14 protein-coding genes are annotated in these 19,525 nt (G+C 68.3%); 13 read left to right on the top strand and 1 reads right to left on the bottom strand.

What is annotated here, in order from left to right:
* Positions 1-108 precede the first annotated feature (108 nt).
* The 13 genes from KFLA_RS30550 to KFLA_RS30490 all read left to right on the top strand — a co-directional run bounded on the left by KFLA_RS30550 (position 109) and on the right by KFLA_RS30490 (position 18,814).
* Complete coding sequence (locus KFLA_RS30550) at positions 109-1,056, top strand: ABC transporter ATP-binding protein (RefSeq protein WP_012923710.1); 948 nt, start codon at positions 109-111, stop codon at positions 1,054-1,056.
* A gap of 157 nt (positions 1,057-1,213) precedes the next feature.
* Positions 1,214-1,987 carry an MlaE family ABC transporter permease gene (locus tag KFLA_RS30545; protein WP_012923709.1) on the top strand — a complete coding sequence of 258 codons (774 nt, stop codon included), beginning with the start codon at positions 1,214-1,216 and terminating at the stop codon, positions 1,985-1,987.
* 2 nt (positions 1,988-1,989) lie between these two features.
* On the top strand, positions 1,990-2,817 hold the full coding sequence (locus tag KFLA_RS30540) for an MlaE family ABC transporter permease (protein WP_012923708.1): 828 nt from the start codon (positions 1,990-1,992) through the stop codon (positions 2,815-2,817).
* 7 nt (positions 2,818-2,824) lie between these two features.
* Positions 2,825-4,144, top strand: coding sequence for an MCE family protein (locus KFLA_RS30535; protein ID WP_012923707.1), 1,320 nt, complete (start codon positions 2,825-2,827; stop codon positions 4,142-4,144).
* On the top strand, positions 4,141-5,175 hold the full coding sequence (locus KFLA_RS30530; RefSeq protein ID WP_012923706.1) for an MCE family protein: 1,035 nt from the start codon (positions 4,141-4,143) through the stop codon (positions 5,173-5,175). Before KFLA_RS30535 ends, KFLA_RS30530 begins: the two co-directional genes overlap by 4 nt.
* Complete coding sequence (locus KFLA_RS30525; RefSeq protein WP_012923705.1) at positions 5,172-6,185, top strand: MCE family protein; 1,014 nt, start codon at positions 5,172-5,174, stop codon at positions 6,183-6,185. Before KFLA_RS30530 ends, KFLA_RS30525 begins: the two co-directional genes overlap by 4 nt.
* On the top strand, positions 6,182-7,414 hold the full coding sequence (locus KFLA_RS30520; RefSeq protein WP_272941269.1) for an MCE family protein: 1,233 nt from the start codon (positions 6,182-6,184) through the stop codon (positions 7,412-7,414). The genes KFLA_RS30525 and KFLA_RS30520 overlap by 4 nt, the downstream gene beginning before the upstream one ends.
* Positions 7,411-8,658, top strand: a complete 1,248-nt coding sequence (locus KFLA_RS30515) for an MCE family protein (protein ID WP_012923703.1) — start codon at positions 7,411-7,413, stop codon at positions 8,656-8,658. The genes KFLA_RS30520 and KFLA_RS30515 overlap by 4 nt, the downstream gene beginning before the upstream one ends.
* Positions 8,655-9,950 (top strand): MCE family protein, encoded by a 1,296-nt coding sequence (locus KFLA_RS30510; RefSeq protein WP_012923702.1) that lies wholly within the window; start codon positions 8,655-8,657, stop codon positions 9,948-9,950. Before KFLA_RS30515 ends, KFLA_RS30510 begins: the two co-directional genes overlap by 4 nt.
* Entirely contained in the window at positions 9,947-10,477 is a 531-nt protein-coding gene (locus KFLA_RS30505) for a hypothetical protein (protein ID WP_012923701.1), read from the top strand. Before KFLA_RS30510 ends, KFLA_RS30505 begins: the two co-directional genes overlap by 4 nt.
* A complete protein-coding gene (locus KFLA_RS30500) occupies positions 10,477-11,142 on the top strand; it encodes a hypothetical protein (protein WP_012923700.1) in 666 nt (221 codons plus the stop codon). The genes KFLA_RS30505 and KFLA_RS30500 overlap by 1 nt, the downstream gene beginning before the upstream one ends.
* Positions 11,143-11,402: 260 nt before the next feature.
* Entirely contained in the window at positions 11,403-14,885 is a 3,483-nt protein-coding gene (gene rpoB / locus KFLA_RS30495; protein WP_012923699.1) for a DNA-directed RNA polymerase subunit beta, read from the top strand.
* Positions 14,886-14,953: 68 nt separating this feature from the next.
* Positions 14,954-18,814 (top strand): DNA-directed RNA polymerase subunit beta', encoded by a 3,861-nt coding sequence (locus KFLA_RS30490; protein ID WP_012923698.1) that lies wholly within the window; start codon positions 14,954-14,956, stop codon positions 18,812-18,814.
* Here KFLA_RS30490 and KFLA_RS30485 read toward each other — a convergent pair.
* Positions 18,802-19,509 carry a hypothetical protein gene (locus tag KFLA_RS30485; protein WP_041289550.1) on the bottom strand — a complete coding sequence of 236 codons (708 nt, stop codon included), beginning with the start codon at positions 19,507-19,509 and terminating at the stop codon, positions 18,802-18,804. The genes KFLA_RS30490 and KFLA_RS30485 overlap by 13 nt on opposite strands.
* Positions 19,510-19,525: the final 16 nt, after the last annotated feature.

Below are 19,525 nucleotides of genomic sequence, written 5' to 3'. Positions count from 1 at the left end.
CGGGGGTTACGTAATAAGTGACTCGTGCGTAACCTAGGGCCTCGCGCCCTCGTTGCACCGGTGAACGTCGTCGGTCGGGGCTGCCTGACAAACCCGTGAGGAGGACCGGTGGGCGTCGAAGTTCGCGTCGAGGGACTGACGAAGTCCTTCGGCAAGCAGCTGATCTGGGGCGACGTGTCGCTCACCCTGCCGGCCGGCGAGATCTGCGTGATGCTGGGCCCTTCCGGTACCGGGAAGTCCGTTTTCCTCAAGACGCTGATCGGCCTGCTCAAGCCCGACCAGGGCCACGTGCACATCGAGGGCACCGACATCGCCACCTGCTCCGAGCGGCAGCTGTACGAGGTGCGCAAGCTGTTCGGCGTGCTGTTCCAGGACGGCGCGATGTTCGGCTCGATGAACCTGTACGACAACGTCGCCTTCCCGCTGCGCGAGCACACCCGCAAGTCCGAGTCCGAGATCCGTTCCATCGTGATGGAGAAGATGGAGATGGTCGGCCTGGTCGGTGCGGAGAAGAAGCTGCCCGGCGAGATCTCCGGCGGGATGCGCAAGCGGGCCGGGCTGGCCCGCGCGCTGGTGCTGGAGCCGGAGATCCTGCTCTTCGACGAGCCCGACTCCGGGCTCGACCCGGTCCGGACGGCGTTCCTGAACCAGCTGATCATCGACCTGAACGAGATGACCCAGGCGACCTGCCTGATCGTCACCCACGACATCAACACCGCCCGGACGGTGCCGGACAACATCGGCCTGCTGTACCACCGGCACCTGGCGATGTTCGGTCCGCGCGAGATGCTGCTGTCCAGCGAGGAGCCGGTGGTCCGCCAGTTCCTGAACGCCCAGCGCGTCGGCCCGATCGGCATGTCCGAGGAGAAGGACGCCGACGAGCTGGCCCGCGAGGCCGACCAGGAACTGCCGCCCCTGCCGCCGATCCCGCTGCAGCAGCTGCCGAGCAGCGGCGTGATCCGGCCGACCCAGCGTCCGCCGGGCGAGTGGTGCGAGCAGAACGGGGTGACTCCGCCTCCGGGCTCCTTCGCCTCGGATGTCGTGGGGGCCACGTGACCGTGCTTTTGGCCGCGCCTCCGGCACGGCGGGTCGTGGGGCTTGAACTCCCGGTCTTCCCTCGTCGCTCCGGTCGCTTCGCTCCCTCCACTCCTCAGTCCAGACCGGGAGGCCCCACGACCTTCGGGGTGCTGCTCGATCGGGACCAGGAGGCCTCGTGACTGTGTCAGCTACTGCCCCGCTCAAACACGCCGGTTCGCTGTTCGCCTTCGCCCTGGACACCGCCCGGGCCTCGGTACGCCGGCCGTTCCAGCTGCGGGAGTTCCTCCAGCAGGCCTGGTTCGTGGCCAGCGTGACGATCATTCCGACCGCGCTGGTGGCGATTCCGTTCGGCGCGGTGATCGCGCTGCAGGTCGGCGGCCTGATCCAGCAGTTCGGTGCGCAGGCGTTCACCGGCTCGGCGGCCGTGCTGGCGGTGGTCCGGGAGGCCTCGCCGATCGCCACCGCGCTGCTGATCGCCGGTGCCGGCGGCTCGGCGATCTGCGCCGATCTCGGCTCGCGCAAGATCCGCGAGGAGCTCGACGCGATGATGGTGCTCGGCATCGACCCGATCCATCGGCTGGTGGTGCCGCGGGTGCTGGCCACGATGCTGGTCGCGTTCTTCCTGAACGGGTTCGTCAGCGTGGTCGGCGTGATGGGCGGCTACGTCTTCAACGTGGTGCTGCAGGACGGCACGCCCGGCGCGTACATCGCCTCGTTCACCGCGCTCGCCCACCTGCCCGACCTGTGGCAGGGCCAGGCCAAGGCGCTGGTCTTCGGCTTCATCGCCGCGGTCGTCGCGTCGTACAAGGGCGTGAACGCCGGCGGCGGCCCGAAGGGGGTCGGCGACGCGGTGAACCAGTCGGTGGTGATCACGTTCATGCTGCTGTTCGTCGCGAACTTCTCGATGACCGCGATCTACTTCCAGCTCGTCCCGCCGAAGGGGGCCTGACGATGGCCGCCCTGGACGTCCTGGTGAAGAAGCCGCTGAACTCGCTGGACCGGCTCGGCGAGCAGTTGGCCTTCTACCTCAAGGCGCTGGCCTGGTCGGGCCGCTCGGTCACCCGCTACCGCAAGGAGATCCTCCGGCTGCTGGCCGAGGTGACGCTCGGCACCGGCGCGCTCGCGGTGATCGGCGGCACCGTCGGCGTGATCACCTTCCTGGCGTTCTTCACCGGCACCGAGGTCGGCCTGCAGGGGTACTCGGCGCTGAACCAGATCGGCACCTCGGCGTTCGCCGGCTTCGTCTCCGCCTACATCAACACCCGCGAGATCGGCCCGCTGATCGCCGGGATCGCGCTCGCCGCGACCGTCGGCTGCGGCTTCACCGCACAGCTCGGCGCCATGCGGATCAGCGAGGAGATCGACGCGCTCGAGGTGATGGCGATCCCGTCGCTGCCGTTCCTGGTCACCACCCGGATCATCGCCGGCCTGATTGCCGTGGTGCCGCTGTACGTCGTCGGCCTGCTGTCGTCGTACTTCGCCACCCGGCTGACGGTGACCACGTTCTACGGCCAGAGCACCGGCACGTACGACCACTACTTCCATCTGTTCCTGCCACCGGGTGACGTGCTCTGGTCCTTCGGCAAGGTGCTGGTCTTCGCCGTGCTGGTGATCCTGGTGCACTGCTACCACGGCTACCACGCCAGCGGCGGCCCGGCCGGCGTCGGTGTCGCGGTCGGTCGCGCGGTCCGGACCTCGATCGTGGTGATCAACGTCGTGGACCTGCTGCTCTCGATGGCGATCTGGGGTACGACGACCACAGTCCGGCTGGCGGGGTGACGACACCATGACCAGACGTGTTCTCGGGGTCGCCTTCATCGGCTTTCTCTGTTTCCTGCTGTGGCTGACCTACGCCTTCTACGCGAAGGTGTTCACCGACACCGTCGACGTGCAGCTGAAGACCAGCCACATCGGCCTGCAGCTGAACCGGCACGCCGACGTCAAGCTGCGCGGCATCATCGTCGGCGAGGTCCGCGCGGTCTCCACCGACGGCGAGGAGGCGACCGTCGAGCTGTCGCTCAAGCCCGAGCAGGTCCAGCAGATCTCCAGCGGGGTCAGTGCCCGGATCCTGCCCAAGACGCTGTTCGGCGAGAAGTACGTCGCGCTGGTGCCGCCGCCGTCCGGCCAGTCCGGCCGGCCGATCCGGGCCGGCGACGTGATCGCCCGGGACAAGACCGCGGTCGGCATCGAGATCGAGAAGGTGCTCAACGACGCGCTGCCGCTGCTGCAGGCGGTCGACCCGGCCGACCTGAACGCGACGCTGAACACGCTGGCCACCGCGCTGGAGGGCCGCGGCACCGACATCGCCGAGACGCTCACCCAGCTGGACGGCTACCTGAAGAAGCTGAACCCGAGCGTGCCGAAGCTGATGGCCGCGCTGACCCGGCTGACCCAGGTCTCCCGGCTGTACGGCGATGTGACGCCCGACCTGGTCCGCGCGCTGCGCAACCTGACCGTCACCGGCAACACGGTGGTGGAGAAGGAGCAGCAGTTGCAGCGGTTCTTCACCGACGTCTCCACCCTGTCCGGTACGGCGAACGGCTTCCTCCGCGAGAACGAGGACCGGGTGATCCGGCTCGGCGAGGTCAGCCGGCCGATTCTCGACCTGCTGGAGCGGTACTCGCCGGAGTTCCCCTGCTTCCTCAAGGTGCTGACCGACACCGCGCCGATCCTCAACGACACGTTCCGCGACGGCGCGCTGCACATCAACCTGGAGCTGATCACCAACCAGCCCACGCCGTACCAGCCGCACGAGACGCCGAAGTACCTGGACAAGCGCGGACCGACCTGTGTCGGCAAGAACTACAGCCACCCGGGTGCGCACCCGGGCCCGTACAGCCAGGACAACCCGGCGCCGTACGTCGTGGCGGAGGACGGCACGGCCGGTGACCACAACAAGTCTGAGCGCTTCCCGCTGAACCTGCAGCTGAACCGCTCGGCTCCCGGCTTCGCCGTCGACGCCGGCTCGGCCGGCAGCCCGGCGGAGCAGGCGGTCGTCAGGTCTGTGGTCGGGCCGGTGATGGGTGTGGCGCCCGGCGACGTGCCGGACCTGACCACGCTGATGGTCGGCCCCCTGATGCGCGGAGGTCAGGTGAACCTCAGATGAAGCTGCTCGACAAGAAGACGTCGTTCGACAGCGTCCGGCTGGCGATCTTCGTGGTCGTCACCACGATCGCGACCGCGTTGCTGGCGGTCACCATCGGCAACATCAGCTTCACGCCGACCACGAAGTACAAGGCGGTCTTCACCGACGTGGTCGGGCTGAACCAGGGCGACGACATCCGGATCGCCGGTGTCCGGGTCGGCCAGGTGGACAAGATCGCGCTGCACGACGACACGCTGGCGATGGTCACCTTCAGCGTCGAATCCCAGCAGGTCCTGGACACCGCGACCCGGGCCACCCTGCGCTACCGGAACCTGGTCGGCAACCGTTACATCGCGCTCACCGAAGGCGTCGGCGGCGGCGAGCGGATGAAGGAGAACGACGTCATCGGCCAGGACCGGACCGCACCGGCGCTGGACCTGTCGGTGCTGTTCAACGGGTTCAAGCCGCTGTTCACCGCGCTCACCCCGGCGGACGTGAACCAGTTCGCGTTCGAGGTGATCAAGGTGCTGCAGGGCGAGGGCGGCACGATCGAGAGCCTGCTGGCCCGGACCGCGTCGCTGACCACCACGCTGGCCGACGCCGACCAGGTGGTCGGCGACCTGATCACCAACCTGACCTCGACGCTGCAGATCGTCTCGCAGCGGCAGCAGAACTTCTCCCAGCTGCTGGTCAACCTGCAGCAGTTCATCACCGGCCTGAGCAAGGACATCCAGCCGATCCTCGGCTCGCTCGGCTCGATCAACTCGCTGAACGGCAAGACGGCCGGCCTGCTGCAGCAGACCCGGGTGCCGATCAAGGCCGACCTGGACCGGCTCCGGCAGGTCTCCAGCACGCTCGACGACACCCAGGCGATCTGGGTGAAGACCCTGCAGAAGATGCCGGACAAGCTGAACACGATGACCCGGACCGCGTCGTACGGCTCCTGGTTCAACTTCTTCCTCTGCGGCTTCGACGGCAACGTCACCCTGCCGCTCGGCACCCGGATCCCGATCTCCTACGACAACAACTCGGCGAGGTGTCACCACTCGTGAAACCCTTCCGCGAGCAGAACCAGTTGACGATCGGCGTCGTCGGCCTGACCGTGATCGGGCTGATCATGCTGGCCGCGTTCAAGGCCCAGGACCTGCCGTTGATCGGCGGTGGCACGAAGTACTCCGCGCAGTTCTCCGAGGCCGGCGGGCTGAAGAAGAACGACGAGATCCGGGTCGCCGGGGTGCGGGTCGGCCAGGTCCGGGCGGTCGAGCTGGAGGGCACGCACGTCCGGGTCGACTTCGTCGTCGACCGCGGCGTGAAGCTGGGCGAGCGGACCGGCGCCGAGATGAAGATCAAGACGCTGCTCGGGCAGAAGTACCTCAAGCTCACCCCGGCCGGCGGCGGCGAGCTCAAGGAGGGCGCGCAGATCCCGCTGGAGCGCACGGTCTCGGCCTACGACGTGGTCGACGCGTTCACCGACCTCGCCACCACCACCGAGCGGATCGACACCGCCCAGCTGGCCCGGGCGCTGGACACGCTGTCCACCACGTTCAAGAACACCCCGGACGAGGTGAAGGCGTCGCTGACCGGCCTGTCCCGGCTGTCCCGGAACGTGGCCAAGCGCGACGAGGAGCTGAAGAAGCTGCTCCAGCACTCCGACACCGTGACCAAGATCCTGGCCGACCGCAACCAGCAGCTGATCACGCTGATGAAGGACGGCAACACCGTGCTGCAGGCGGTGCAGGCCCGCCGGGCGCTGATCCACCAACTGCTGGTCTCGACCCAGAAGCTGTCCGCCCAGGTGACCGCGCTGGTCCGGGAGAACCGCAAGGACCTGGCGCCGACCCTGCAGAAGGTGAACGCGGTGCTCGCGATCCTGCTGCAGAACCAGAAGTCCCTGGACGCCAGCATCCGCGGCCTGGCGCCGTACGCGCGGGTGTTCACCAACACGCTCGGCACCGGCCCGTGGTTCGACACCTACGTGCAGAACCTGGTGCCCGTGCCGGAGATCCCGCTGCCGCCGCTCCTGCCCGGGCTGCCGCCGATCCTGGGGGGTGCGGGCCGGTGAAGCGACCGGGGCGGTGGGGCGGGGAAAGTATCCAGTTGGCTGCGTGGTCCAGGATGATCGCGATCGGTGTGGTGCTGGTCGTGCTCGCGGTCAGCGTCGTCTCGCTGTGGCCGAACCCCGAGCGGGTCAGCGCCACGGCGTACTTCCCGCGCGCGATCAGCGTTTACCCCGGCTCCGACGTCCGGATCCTCGGCATCAAGGTCGGCGAGATCGAGAGCGTGACGCCGGCCGGGCGGACCGTCCGGGTGAAGTTCTGGTGGGACGCCGAGCACAAGGTGCCGGCCGGGGCCAAGGCGGTGATCGCGTCGCCGTCGGTCGTTGCCGACCGCTACATCCAGCTGACCCCGGCGTACTCGCAGGGCGCGGTGATGGCCGACGGCGCCGAGATCCCGGTCGAGCGGACGGCGGTACCGCTGGAGCTCGACCAGATCTACCAGAGCCTGAACGACCTGTCCGTCGCGCTCGGCCCGAAGGGCGCCAACGACCAGGGCGCGCTGTCGCGGCTGCTGGACGTCTCCGCGGCGAACCTGAACGGCCAGGGCGCGAAGCTGAACCAGACCATCACCGACGTCTCCACCCTGACCCAGACGCTCGCCGGCAACTCGAAGAGCCTGTTCGCCACCGTGCGCCAGCTGCAGACGTTCGTGTCCGCGCTGGCGGCGAACGACCGGCTGGTCAAGCAGTTCAACACCAACTTCGCCGCCACCTCGACCACCTTGGCCGGCGAGCGCAAGGACCTGGCCGCCGCGCTGAAGCTGCTGGCCACCGCGCTCGCCGAGGTGTCCTCGTTCGTGAAGGACAACCGGGCGCTGCTGAAGACGACCGTGGCCAGTGCGACCGACCTGTCGCAGATCCTGGTCAAGGAGAAGGCGGCGCTGGCCGAGATCATGGACACCGCACCGCTCGGCCTGGGCAACCTGGCCCGGGTCTACAACCCGCAGTTCGGCACGCTGGACCAGCGGATCAACCTCGCCCAGCTGGACGATCCGGCCACCTTCATCTGCTCGCTGCTCATCCAGGCGAACCAGCCGCTGTCCGCGTGCTCGGCGCTCAAGCCGGTCTTCGACGCCCTGCCGAAGCTGCCGCTGCTCAGCCAGCTCACCGGCGGCGCTCCGGCCGGCGGAGGTCCGGCCGGTACGCCGTGGGCGCCCGCGCCGGCGCCGAAGCTGCCGACCCCCGACCCGGTCGACCCGACCCTGGGTGGCCTCTTCCCGGGAGGGACCCGATGAGGCCTGTGACAAGGCTCAGCCGGACGGCGATCGTGGCCGGGGTGGTCGCGCTGGCCACCCTGGTGTCCGGCTGCGACTTCAGCGTCTACTCGCTGCCGCTGCCCGGCGGCGCGAAGATCAAGGGCCCGTCGTACACGGTCACGGTGGAGTTCACCGACGTGCTCGACCTGGTGCCGAAGTCGACCGTGAAGGTGGACGACGTCACCGTCGGCACGGTCGAGAAGGTCTGGCTCGACGGGTACGTCGCGAAGGTCAAGGTCAAGCTGCCGAAGAGCCTGGAGCTGCCGGACAACGCCCGGGCGACGATCCGGCAGACCAGCCTGCTCGGCGAGAAGTTCGTCTCGCTGGCGCCGCCGGCCGGCGCGGAGAAGCCGCGCGGCCGGCTGGAGAACGGCGAGCTGATCCCGCTGTCGCGGACCACCAGCAACGTCGAGGTCGAACAGGTGCTGTCGGCGCTGTCGCTGCTGCTGAACGGCGGCGGGGTGGCGCAGCTGCAGATCATCACCCAGGAGCTGAACAAAGCGCTGACCGGCAACGAACCGGCCATCCGCAGCGTGCTCACCCAGCTGAACACGTTCGTCGGCACGCTGGACGCGAACAAGCAGAAGATCGTCACCGCGATCACCGCCGTCGACGCGCTGGCGAAGAAGCTGAACGCGCAGAAGGCGACGCTGGCGACCGCGATCGACTCGCTGCCGAAGTCGATCAAGACGCTGGACCAGCAGCGCGCCGCCCTGGTGAAGACGCTGCAGGCGCTGGCCACCCTCGGCAACACCGCGACCCGGGTGATCACCGCCTCGCAGAAGGACCTGGTCGCCAACCTGCGGTCGCTCTACCCGGTGCTGACCAAGCTGGCCGAGGCGGGGGAGAACCTGCCGAAGTCGCTCGAGCTGCTGCTCACCTATCCGTTCCCCGACGCCGCCGCGGACGCCGTACAGGGTGACTTCACCAACCTGGTGATCACGCTGGACGTGAACACGCAGAAGGCGCTGCAGGGACTGCTCCAGCTCGACCTGCCGACCGTCGGCCCGACCGCGCTGCCGACGGCCAACCTCAGCCTGCCGGTGCACAACTCGCCGAAGTTCCCACCGAAGTCGCCGGGCCTGCCGCCGCTGCCGCTACCCACCGGGACGGCGACCACCTGCGTCACGGTGCTCGGCCTTCCGGTCTGCACGCCGACGCTGAACCGGCCCGGGTTCGACCCCGAACTGGCCAAGGTGCTGATGCCGGGGGTGGCCAAGTGATCATCACCAGAACCGTCCGGATCCAGCTGATGGTGTTCCTGCTGATCACCGTCGTCGGCATCGCGTACGTCGGCGGCAAGTACGCCCAGATCGACAAGTTGCTGTTCGACGACGACTACACCGTCAGCGCCAGCTTCGCCGAGTCCGGCGGTATCTTCTCCGGCGCCGAGGTGACCTACCGCGGCCAGCCGGTCGGCCGGGTCGGCGAGCTGCGGCTGCTCGACGACGGCGTCCAGGTCGACCTGGACATCGACCAGGAGGTGAAGATCCCGAACGACCTGGTCGCGGTCGTCGCCAACCGGTCCGCGATCGGCGAGCAGTACGTCGACCTGCAGCCACGCCGCGACACCGGGCCCTACCTGCAGGACCGGTCGACGATCGCCCGGGCCGACACCGCGGTGCCGATCGACACCACCGAGCTGCTGCTCAACCTCGACCAGCTGGTGAACTCGGTCGACAAGGACAGCCTGCGCACCACGGTCAAGGAGCTCGGCGACGCGCTGCGCGGCAAGGGCAGCGACCTGCAGCGCATCATCGACAGCTCCGGCCTGCTGATCGACGACGCGGACGCGAACATCGTGCAGACGGTCAAGCTGATCAACGACGGCAACACCGTGCTGGCCACCCAGGTCGCCAGCGGCGACGCGATCCGCACCTGGGCGAAGAACCTGGCCCTGCTGTCCGACACCCTGGCCGGCTCCGACACGGACCTGCGCACGGTGATCGACCAGGGCTCGGGCGCCTCCCAGCAGCTGACCGGGCTGATCGCGGAGAACCGCGCCGACATCGCCGTCCTGCTCGGCAACCTGCTGACGGTGAACGAGCTGACCGCCGTCCGCCTGGACGCCGTCGAGCAGCTGCTGGTGGTCTACCCCGCGGTGTCGATGGGCGGGTACGTCGTACCGGGCAAGGACGAGGGGACCGGGCACTACGACGCGCACTTCGGCCTGGTGCTCGGCTTCTCGCCGCCGGCCTGCCGGGCGGGCTACGGCAGCACCGGCAAGCGGGTCCCGCAGGACACCACCGACCAGCAGGCCAACACCAAGGCCTCCTGCACGGCCGGACCGGGCAGCGGCGTCAACGTCCGTGGCGCGCAGAACAAGCCGGCCCCGTCCGCACGCAAGGACCTGAACCGCACCGGGTACGGTGTCGGCTACGACCCCGCGACCGGCCAGGCCGGCGGCTCCGGCGGGATGCCCGAGCTGGTGCTCGGCTCGACCGGCGGGCAGGCCGACCTGCTCGGCAAGGACTCCTGGAAAGCCCTCATCCTCGGACCGGTGACCGGCAAGTGATCTCGTTCTCCCGTACGACCAAGGACTCCGCCGCGGCCCGGCCCGGCCGGGGGCCCGTGGCGCTGGCCTGGGCGCTCAGCGTGCTGCTGGTCGTCGCGCTGGCGGCCGCCACGGTGTCGATCCTCGCGCTGCGCCGGCAGGACGTCCGGGCCGAGGACCGGACCGGCGCGATGCAGGCCGCCCGGCAGCTGGCGCTGGACTTCACGACGTACAAGTACGACTCCTGGGACGCCGACGCGCAGCGGGTGCTGGACGACTCCACCGGGCAGTTCAAGGAGGAGTTCCAGTCGGGGGCGAACTCGGTCAAGACCGAGGTGGTGGCGAACAAGGCGACCTCCCGGGGCGACGTGAAGGAGGCCGCGGTGGTGTCGAACGACAAGGACTCGGCGCAGGTGCTGGTGATCGTGAACGCCGTCGTCACCAACACCGCGGCCAAGGACGGCGTCGAGCGCCGGTACCGGATCAAGCTCGACCTGGTCCGCGAGCAGGACCGCTGGCTGACCGCCGACCTCCAGGTGGTGGGCTGATGCCGGACCGCCCACGCAGCCGCCCCCGGATCGCCGGCCAGCGCCGCCGCGACGAGGACACCGGAGTCACCGAGAAGGTGACTCCCGCCACAACCGACGTCCTCGAAGAGCCGGTCGCCGAGCCTGAACCCGAGCCGGCGGTGACAGAAAGTGCTGAAGACACCGCGCCACCGGCGCGCACGAGCCGGGTCAATCTGGTGCTGACGGCGTCGCTCGCGGTGCTGATCGTGCTCGTGCTCGGGCTGGCCGGAGTGCTGGGAGTCAAGGCCTACCGCGGGCAGCAGGCCGAGGAGGCTCGGGCCGAGGCGGCGGCGGCCGGGCGGAAGGCGGCGGAGACGGCGCTGAGCTACGACTACCGGACGCTCGACAAGAGCTTCGCCGACGCGCGCGCCACGATGACGCCGGAGTTCGCGGCCACGTTCGACGAGACCGCCAAGGTGGCCGGCGAGCTGGCGACCAAGACCAAGGCCACCGTGCGGGCGGAGGTCCGCGAGGTCGGCGTCCGCGACGGCGACACCGACCGGGTCACCCTGGTCATCTTCGTCAACCAGACGACCACCAGCACGATCACGCAGGGTAAGCCCCGGGTCGACCTGAACCGGACCCGCTTCACGATGGCCCGCTTCGGCGCGCGATGGCTGGTCCAGGAGATCGTCGGACTGTAGTCTGCTGGTGACTTACGACAGGATGTGCCGGGCACCTCGCGGGTGTTTCCCGCTTGAGACCCCGGGTCGGTCCTTGACTGAGTGGGTGGTCCGACGGCATAGTGTTGGACCCCATTGGACAGCCTTGCCCTGATCGGGTAACCTATTGCTTTGCGCTGCCTTTACTCTTCACCCTGGCTCAGGTCAAGACTTGACTAGGGTGGTTCGGCGTGCGCTCCCAGCACCGAAGTGATTTCTGCGAGCCCGTGGAAGGACGCCCCTTGGTCGCCTCGCGCAACCCCCAGTCCGACAGTTTTACCGACGTTTCCACCTCCCGTCGCATCTCCTTCGCAAAGATCTCCTCACCCATCGAGGTGCCGGATCTGCTTGCGCTGCAGGTGGACAGTTTCGACTGGCTGGTCGGGAACGAAACCTGGCAGGCCCGGGTGGCCGCCGCCGAGGCCGAGGGACGGACCGAGCTGTCCGGCCCCTCCGGCCTGGAGGAGATCTTCGAGGAGATCTCCCCGATCGAGGACTTCAGCGGCACCATGTCGCTGTCGTTCCGCGACCACCGGTTCGAGCCCCCGAAGAACACGGTCGACGAGTGCAAGGAGCGTGACGTCACCTACTCGGCGCCGCTGTTCGTCACCGCCGAGTTCATGAACAACGAGACCGGCGAGATCAAGAGCCAGACCGTCTTCATGGGCGACTTCCCGCTGATGACGCGCAAGGGCACGTTCGTGATCAACGGCACCGAGCGTGTCGTCGTGTCCCAGCTGGTCCGCTCGCCCGGCGTGTACTTCGAGCGCACGCCGGACAAGACGTCGGACAAGGACATCTTCACCGCCAAGATCATCCCGTCGCGCGGCGCGTGGCTGGAGTTCGAGGTCGACAAGCGCGACATGGTCGGCGTACGGCTCGACCGCAAGCGCAAGCAGAACGTCACCGTGCTGCTCAAGGCGCTCGGCTGGACCGACGCGCAGATCCTCGAGGAGTTCGGCGAGTACGAGTCGATCCGGCTCACCCTGGAGAAGGACCACACGTCCGGCCAGGACGACGCGCTGCTCGACATCTACCGCAAGCTGCGCCCCGGCGAACCGCCGACGCGTGAGGCTGCGCAGGCGCTGCTGGACAACTACTACTTCAACGGCAAGCGCTACGACCTCGCCAAGGTCGGCCGGTACAAGATCAACAAGAAGCTCGGCCGCGACGAGATGCACGACACGGCCGTGCTGACGATCAACGACATCGTCGCCACGATCAAGTACCTGGTCGCGCTGCACGAGGGCAAGACCGAGCTGGCCGCCCCGACCGGCGAGATCGTGGTCGAAGAGGACGACATCGACCACTTCGGCAACCGCCGGCTGCGCACGGTCGGCGAGCTGATCCAGAACCAGCTGCGCACCGGCCTGGCCCGGATGGAGCGCGTGGTCCGGGAGCGGATGACGACCCAGGACGTCGAGGCGATCACGCCGCAGACCCTGATCAACATCCGTCCGGTGGTGGCGGCGCTGAAGGAGTTCTTCGGCACCTCCCAGCTGTCGCAGTTCATGGACCAGACCAACCCGATCGCGGGTCTGACCCACAAGCGCCGCCTGTCGGCGCTCGGTCCCGGTGGTCTGAGCCGAGAGCGGGCCGGCTTCGAGGTCCGCGACGTGCACCCGTCCCACTACGGCCGGATGTGCCCGATCGAGACCCCGGAAGGCCCGAACATCGGCCTGATCGGCTCGCTGGCGACCTACGGCCGGGTGAACCCGTTCGGCTTCGTCGAGACGCCGTACCGCAAGGTCGTCGACGGCCAGGTCACCGACGCCGTGGACTACCTGACCGCGGACGAGGAGGACCGGTTCGTCATCGCCCAGGCCAACGCCGCGCTGACCGACGACAACCGGTTCGCCGAGGACCGGGTGCTGGTCCGCCGGCGCCACGGTGAGGTCGAGCTCGTGCTGGTCGAGGACGTGGACTACATGGACGTCTCGCCGCGCCAGATGGTGTCGGTCGCGACGGCGATGATCCCGTTCCTCGAGCACGACGACGCCAACCGCGCGCTGATGGGCTCCAACATGCAGCGCCAGGCGGTGCCGCTGATCACCGCGGACGCCCCCCTGGTCGGTACCGGCATGGAGTTCCGCGGTGCGGTCGACGCCGGCGACGTGCTGGTGTCGGAGAAGGCCGGTGTGATCAAGGAGGTGTCGGCCGACCTGATCGAGGTCGCCGCCGACGACGGCACGTACCAGACCTACCGGCTGGCCAAGTTCCGTCGCTCGAACCAGGGCACCTGCATCAACCAGCGTCCGCTGGTCGACGCCGGGCAGCGGGTCGAGGTCGGCTCGCCGCTGGCCGACGGTCCGTGCACCGACGAGGGCGAGATGGCGCTCGGCCGGAACCTGCTCGTGGCGTTCATGCCGTGGGAGGGTCACAACTACGAGGACGCGATCATCCTCAGCCAGCGCGTCGTGCAGCAGGACCTGCTGACCTCGATCCACATCGAGGAGCACGAGGTCGACGCCCGCGACACCAAGCTGGGCCCGGAGGAGATCACCCGCGACATCCCCAACGTCTCCGACGAGATGCTGGCGGACCTGGACGAGCGGGGCATCATCCGGATCGGCGCCGAGGTCACCACCGGCGACATCCTGGTCGGCAAGGTCACGCCCAAGGGTGAGACCGAGCTGACCCCGGAGGAGCGGCTGCTGCGCGCGATCTTCGGCGAGAAGGCGCGCGAGGTGCGCGACACGTCGCTGAAGGTGCCGCACGGTGAGAACGGCACCGTCATCGGGGTCCGCGTCTTCGACCGCGACAACGGCGACGAGCTGCCGCCGGGCGTGAACCAGCTGGTCCGCGTGTACGTCGCCCAGAAGCGCAAGATCTCCGTCGGCGACAAGCTCGCCGGACGCCACGGCAACAAGGGCGTCATCTCGAAGATCCTGCCGGTCGAGGACATGCCGTTCATGGAGGACGGCACCCAGGTCGACATCATCCTGAACCCGCTGGGCGTGCCCGGCCGGATGAACGTCGGTCAGGTCCTCGAGACGCACCTCGGCTGGGTCGCCAGCCGCGGCTGGAAGGTCGACGAGACCAACACCGAGGAGTGGGCGCAGCGGCTGATCAAGATCGGCGCCGGCGAGGCCCCTCCGATGACGAACGTCGCCACCCCGGTGTTCGACGGCGCCAAGGAGGAGGAGGTCATCGGCCTGCTCGGCTCCACGCTGCCGAACCGCGACGGTGACCGGATGGTCGACCAGACCGGCAAGGCCCGGCTCTTCGACGGCCGCTCCGGCGAGCCGTTCCCCGAGCCGGTGGGCGTCGGCTACATGTACATGCTGAAGCTGCACCACCTGGTCGACGACAAGATCCACGCGCGCTCGACCGGCCCGTACTCGATGATCACGCAGCAGCCGCTGGGTGGTAAGGCGCAGTTCGGTGGTCAGCGGTTCGGCGAGATGGAGGTGTGGGCCCTCGAGGCCTACGGTGCCGCCTTCGCGCTGCAGGAACTGCTGACGATCAAGTCGGACGACGTGGTCGGCCGGGTCAAGGTGTACGAGGCGATCGTCAAGGGCGAGAACATCCCGGAGCCGGGTATCCCGGAGTCCTTCAAGGTTCTGGTCAAGGAAATGCAGTCCCTGTGTCTGAACGTGGAAGTGCTCTCGTCCGACGGAAGCCGGGTCGAGATGCGCGACAGCGAAGAGGACGTCTTCCGTGCCGCGGAGGAACTGGGGATCGACCTGTCCCGGCGTGAGCCGAACAGCGTCGAGGAGGTCTGAGCGGGTTGCCGCTTGAGATCAACAGCCAACTCACTCAGACAGCTTCAACTTTCAGGAGATAACACATCGTGCTCGACGTGAACTTCTTCGACGAGCTTCGGATCGGCCTGGCGACTGCGGACGAAATCCGCCAGTGGTCGCACGGCGAGGTCAAGAAGCCCGAGACGATCAACTACCGGACGCTCAAGCCGGAGCGTGACGGTCTGTTCTGCGAGAAGATCTTCGGTCCCACCCGGGACTGGGAGTGCTACTGCGGCAAGTACAAGCGCGTCCGCTTCAAGGGCATCATCTGCGAGCGGTGTGGCGTCGAGGTCACCCGGCAGAAGGTGCGCCGCGAGCGGATGGGCCACATCGAGCTGGCCGCGCCGGTCACCCACATCTGGTACTTCAAGGGTGTCCCGTCGCGGCTGGGCTACCTGCTCGACCTCGCCCCGAAGGACCTGGAGAAGGTCATCTACTTCGCGGCGTACATGATCACCGACGTCGACGAGGAGGCGCGGCACCGCGACCTCGCGTCGCTGGAGGGCCGGACGGACGTCGAGCGCAAGCAGCTCGAGAACCGGCGCGACAACGACATCGAGACGCGGATGAAGAAGCTCGAGGAGGACCTGGCCCAGCTCGAGGCCGAGGGCGCCAAGGCCGATGTCCGCCGCAAGGTCAAGGAAGGCGCCGAGCGTGAGGTCAAGCAGCTGCGCGACCGCGCGCAGCGCGAGATCGACCGCCTCGACGAGGTCTGGACCCGGTTCAAGAACCTGAAGGTCCAGGACCTCGAGGGCGACGAGATCCTCTACCGCGCCATGAAGGAGCGGTTCGGCAAGTACTTCGAGGGCGCGATGGGCGCCGCCGCGATCCAGCGCCGGCTGGAGACCTTCGACCTCAAGGCCGAGGCCGCCAACCTGCGCGAGACGATCAAGACCGGCAAGGGCCAGCGCAAGACCCGCGCCCTGAAGCGGCTCAAGGTCGTCACCGCGTTCCTGGCGACGAACAACAGCCCGATGGGCATGGTGCTCGACTGCGTCCCGGTGATCCCGCCGGACCTGCGGCCGATGGTCCAGCTCGACGGTGGCCGGTTCGCCACCTCGGACCTGAACGACCTGTACCGCCGGGTGATCAACCGGAACAACCGGCTCAAGCGACTGCTCGACCTGGGCGCGCCGGAAATCATCGTCAACAACGAGAAGCGGATGCTGCAGGAGGCCGTCGACGCGCTGTTCGACAACGGCCGCCGCGGTCGTCCGGTCACCGGCCCGGGCAACCGGCCGCTGAAGTCGCTGTCCGACATGCTCAAGGGCAAGCAGGGCCGGTTCCGTCAGAACCTGCTCGGCAAGCGCGTCGACTACTCCGGCCGTTCGGTCATCGTGGTCGGCCCGCAGCTCAAGCTGCACCAGTGCGGTCTGCCGAAGGCGATGGCGCTGGAGCTGTTCAAGCCGTTCGTGATGAAGCGGCTGGTGGACCTCAACCACGCGCAGAACATCAAGTCCGCCAAGCGGATGGTCGAGCGTCAGCGCGCCCAGGTCTGGGACGTGCTGGAAGAGGTCATCACCGAGCACCCGGTGCTGCTGAACCGTGCGCCCACGCTGCACCGGCTCGGCATCCAGGCGTTCGAGCCGCAGCTGATCGAGGGCAAGGCGATCCAGATCCACCCGCTCGTCTGCTCCGCGTTCAACGCGGACTTCGACGGTGACCAGATGGCGGTGCACCTGCCGCTGTCGGCCGAGGCCCAGGCCGAGGCGCGGATCCTGATGCTGTCGACGAACAACATCCTGAAGCCGGCCGACGGCCGTCCGGTCACGATGCCGACCCAGGACATGATCATCGGCATCTACTTCCTGACCATGCTGAAGGAAGGCGTCAAGGGCGAGGGCCGGGCGTTCAGCTCGGTCGCCGAGGCGCTGATGGCCTTCGACCGCGGCGAGCTGTCGCTGCAGGCGAAGATCACGCTGCGCCTCGACGAGGCGGCCGCGCCGGAGCACGCGCTGGAACTGGCCGACGGCGGCTTCTCGCTGGAGACGACGCTGGGTCGCGCCCTGTTCAACGAGGCGCTGCCGAGCGACTACACCTTCGTGGACGCCGAGGTCGGCAAGAAGCAGCTGGGCTCGATCGTCAACGACCTGGCCGAGCGCTACTCCAAGGTCCAGGTGGCGAACTGCCTGGACGCGCTGAAGGACCTCGGTTTCCGCTGGGCCACCCGGTCCGGTGTGACCGTGTCGATCGACGACTTCAGCACGCCGCCGAGCAAGCCCGAGATCATGGCGCGCTACGAGTCGCAGGCCGAGAAGGTCCAGAAGCAGTTCGAGCGGGGTCTGATCACCTCGTCCGAGCGGCGCCAGGAGCTGATCGAGATCTGGACCGGAGCCAACGCCGAGGTCGGCAAGGCGATGGAGGAGAACTTCGAGAAGGCCAACCCGATCTGGATGATGGTCCACTCGGGTGCCCGAGGCAACATGATGCAGATCCGGCAGATCGCCGGTATGCGTGGCCTGGTGGCCAACCCGAAGGGCGAGATCATCGCCCGGCCGATCAAGTCCAACTTCCGCGAGGGCCTGTCGGTGGTCGAGTACTTCATCGCCACCCACGGTGCGCGGAAGGGCCTGGCCGACACCGCGCTGCGGACCGCCGACTCGGGGTACCTGACCCGTCGTCTGGTGGACGTCTCGCAGGACGTGATCATCCGCGAGGAGGACTGCGGCACCGAGCGGGGCCTGCCGAAGAAGATCGGCGAGCCCGGTCCGGACGGCCGTACCGTGCACGCCGAGAACGTCGAGACCAGCGCCTACGCCCGCACACTGGCGCAGGACGTCACCGGTCGCGACGGGACCGTCGTACTGACCGCGGGCAGCGACCTGGGCGACGTGTCCATCGCCGCCCTGGTCGAGGCCGGGGTCGAGGAGGTCAAGGTCCGCTCCGTGCTGACCTGTGACGCCAAGACCGGGACCTGCGCGAAGTGCTACGGCCGTTCGCTGGCGACCGGCAAGCCGGTCGACATCGGTGAGGCCGTCGGCATCATCGCGGCCCAGTCCATCGGTGAGCCCGGTACGCAGCTGACGATGCGGACCTTCCACACCGGTGGTGTCGCGGGTGATGACATCACCCACGGTCTGCCGCGTGTGGTCGAGCTCTTCGAGGCCCGCCAGCCCAAGGGCAAGGCGCCGATCTCGGAGGCCGCCGGCCGGATCGCGATCGAGGACACCGACAAGACCCGCAAGCTGGTGCTCACCCCGGACGACGGTTCCGAGGAGGTCGCCTACCCGGTGTCGAAGCGTGGCCGGCTGCTGATCGAGGACGGTCAGCACGTCGAGGTCGGTCAGCAGCTGACGCAGGGTACGCCGGACCCGCAGGAGGTTCTGCGGATCCTGGGCATCCGCAAGGCGCAGGAGCACCTGGTGGACGAGGTCCAGGAGGTGTACCGGTCGCAGGGTGTGGCCATTCACGACAAGCACATCGAGATCATCGTCCGGCAGATGCTGCGCCGGGTCACGGTGATCGAGTCGGGCGACGCCCAGCTGCTGCCGGGTGAGCTCGCGGACCGGATCATGTTCGAGGCGGAGAACCGCCGCGTGGTCGCCGAGGGCGGTACGCCGGCCTCGGGTCGTCCGGTGCTGATGGGTATCACCAAGGCGTCGCTCGCGACCGAGTCGTGGCTGTCGGCCGCCTCCTTCCAGGAGACGACCCGCGTGCTCACCGAGGCCGCGATCCACGGCAAGTCCGACTCGCTGGTCGGTCTGAAGGAGAACGTCATCATCGGAAAGCTGATCCCGGCGGGTACCGGCATGGACCGTTACCGCAACATCCGGGTGGAGCCCACCGAGGAGGCGAAGGCCGCGATGTACTCGATGGTCGGCTACGAGTCGTACGACTACGACTTCGGCCCGTCCGCCGGGCAGTCGGTCCCGCTCGACGACTTCGACCTCGGTTCCTACAAGAACTGACCCGAAGCTCCATCCGCCGAGGGCGGCACCCCTACCCGGGGTGCCGCCCTCGCGGCGTTCCGGCGGGTCCTGGCGTGGGACAACTCGCCGGCACCACCGAGCTGCTGCGCCAAAAACCGGGGACGTCGGCACAGTCGCCGTCGTACGGCGAGCGCGCACTGCCGAACCACGAAGCCAACAACCGTTGCCAGCACTATGCCCGCCACCGCAAACACCATGGCCCACCGAGCAGTGCCGCGCCCGACTGGAAACCAGCCCAGCAGTCCGCCAACGAGGCTGACCCCGGCCGCAGTACTGCCGATCAGCAGGTACGCCATGGGGTCGTCGTCGCCCCAGGTCGTTCGGCTCCTGACGAGCAGCTTGGTCAAGGGCCGGGGGGACGGCTCAGCGGGCGTCCTGTCGAGGCCGACGGCCTGCCGGACCGCGATAGTGATCGCCTCGTCGGCGGGTCCGTCGACCGACAGTCTCAGGTTGACCGACAGGCACTCGTCCATCCGGTCGCGCAGTTGTGCCAGGCTTTCGCCGGATCGCCGGCCGGCCAGGACTTCGGCTGCGATCGGAGCAGCGAGCGCACCGGCCATCGGCGAGCGAACCCGCACCACCACCCCCGGCCACGCCAGCCCGGCACGCTCGTAGCGTTCAGCAGCGGCGGCTTCGAAGGAGACCCAATCGGTGTCGGGCAGTTCGTGGGCCACTGTGTGCAGTCTGGCC

This window comes from Kribbella flavida DSM 17836 (genome assembly GCF_000024345.1).
GTDB lineage: Bacteria > Actinomycetota > Actinomycetes > Propionibacteriales > Kribbellaceae > Kribbella > Kribbella flavida.
Note: the sequence above shows the minus strand (reverse complement) of the source record. Positions and strands in the feature narration are given on the sequence as shown.